At 23.1% G+C, this 2,018-nt stretch carries 1 protein-coding gene; it reads left to right on the forward strand.

What is annotated here, in order from left to right; all coding sequences use genetic code 11:
- Positions 1–821: 821 nt before the first annotated feature.
- Positions 822–1,970 (forward strand): toll/interleukin-1 receptor domain-containing protein, encoded by a 1,149-nt coding sequence (locus Q1X91_RS15525; RefSeq protein WP_300759506.1) that lies wholly within the window; start codon positions 822–824, stop codon positions 1,968–1,970.
- Positions 1,971–2,018 lie beyond the last annotated feature (48 nt).

The following is a 2,018-nucleotide window of genomic DNA, read 5'->3' on the forward strand; positions in this document are numbered from 1 at the left end:
GAAAGAATTAAATATAGATTAAATGGCTTGAGTCCTGTAAAATACAGAACTCAAACCGCATAAATTTAAATCTGTCCAAAAATTTGGGTTCGCCTCAAAAAAGTCAGGGCTTTTTTGTTTTTATATCTCTATTATTTATAAAAAATCAAAAACTATTATTCAGAAAATGATATATCCAGCTGTTTTTAATAACGATATGATTATCCATATAAGTATAGCTTTTATTGTACTTACTATTTTTGTCTCCTGTTATTAGAGTTGTTATTTAATGTATACGCAGATATTGATTATTTATTTATTTATTTTAACCTAACTGACATGAATTTTTATGTGTCATATAAAGATGAATAGTATTTATAAAAAATCTAAATATTGTTGGATATTGCTATAAAAAAATATTATCTTTTCTAAAATATATTATATCATATTGTTGTAGTTTTTGTTCCATTTCTTCATAAAGTATACTTATTATAGATGAATGTTTACAAAAGTTTTTGTAAAAAATGTTTTTAAGTGTATCAAATTCATTTATAAACATATCGCCTAATTTCTAAAATCATTATCTTTATCTGCAATTTTTTTCATAAAGTAAACATAGTAATAGGTGTAATATAAAGATAAAAATCTATATAAATTAATGAAAATAATATTATTTCTAATATTAATATAGAGTGATAAATCATTTTTAGTTATATGTTTATTTGTAAAAAATAATATATGTATTACTAATTATTTTATAAATTATTTCCAAATAGATTGACAAAATATGAAAATTAATATAATTTATATTAAATGTTTTTAGATATTATCAGGAGCATATTATGTATAAGATTTTTCTGTCACATAGCAGTAATGATAAAAGCTATGTAGAGATAGTTGCAAAAAAATTAAAAAAATATAATTTAGTGTATGATTCTTGGACATTTGATGCTGGCGAGAAAACTATTGATGAAATCTATAAGTCTATAGAAGAAACTGGTTTATTTGTGCTATTTATTTCTGAAAGTTCACTAAAAAGTGCATGGGTGAAACGTGAAATATTTAAAGCTAAATCTTATATTAAAAATGGAAAAATAAAACGTTTTTATCCTATTATAATTTCTAAAACCATTACTTATGACCATGAAGATATACCAAAATGGATAAAAGAAGAATATAATTTACATTATATATCTAAACCTGTTCTTTGTTCACGAAAAATAGAACAAAAATATCGAGAAGTTGTATGGGAGCTGAAACCAAATATTAAGCATATTGATAGTATTTTTGTAGGTAGAACAGAGGAAATTTCTATACTAGAACAAAGACTAGCAGATTTTAATAAAAAAACAACTTGTATAATAGCTAGCGGTTTAAAAAGTATAGGTCGTAGAAAATTTCTATATCATTCCTTAAAGAAAAATTATATTATGCGAGAAACATATCAGCCATATGTTATTTCGCTAGATGAAAGACAATCTATAGAAGACTTAATCTTATCACTATATAATTGTGCATATACAGATATTCAGGAAAGTCTTATAGAGAATTTAATTGTAAATTCTATTGATGAAAAAATTAATATTTTACTTGAAATTTTTAATGAACTTTATGAACAAAAAGAGATAGTTGTTATTGAAGATAATCATTGTATTGTTCAACGAGATAGCAGTATTGTTCCATGGTTTAATACATTTGTTGAAAGGTGTGATTTAGATAAATTGGTCCTATGTTTATTAAGCGAACAGATGGTTAGATACAGTAAGGATAATTCTGATAAAATATTCCATATAAAAATACCACCTTTAAATAAACAAGATAGAGCATTATTATTAAATGCTGTACTGTCGCATAATAAGATGGAATTAACTTCTACTAATAAGACTTATTTATTAGAAGTATTTACAGGATATCCAGAACAAATATTTTTTACAATTAATTTAGGGTCTAGACTAGTATCTTTTATTTTTCAAAAAAAATTTTTTCTATGAGATTATAGAAATTATCATGTCTATAATTAAATCTAACCTCACTTTCTT

This window comes from uncultured Brachyspira sp. (genome assembly GCF_949287625.1).
Taxonomy (GTDB): domain Bacteria; phylum Spirochaetota; class Brachyspiria; order Brachyspirales; family Brachyspiraceae; genus Brachyspira.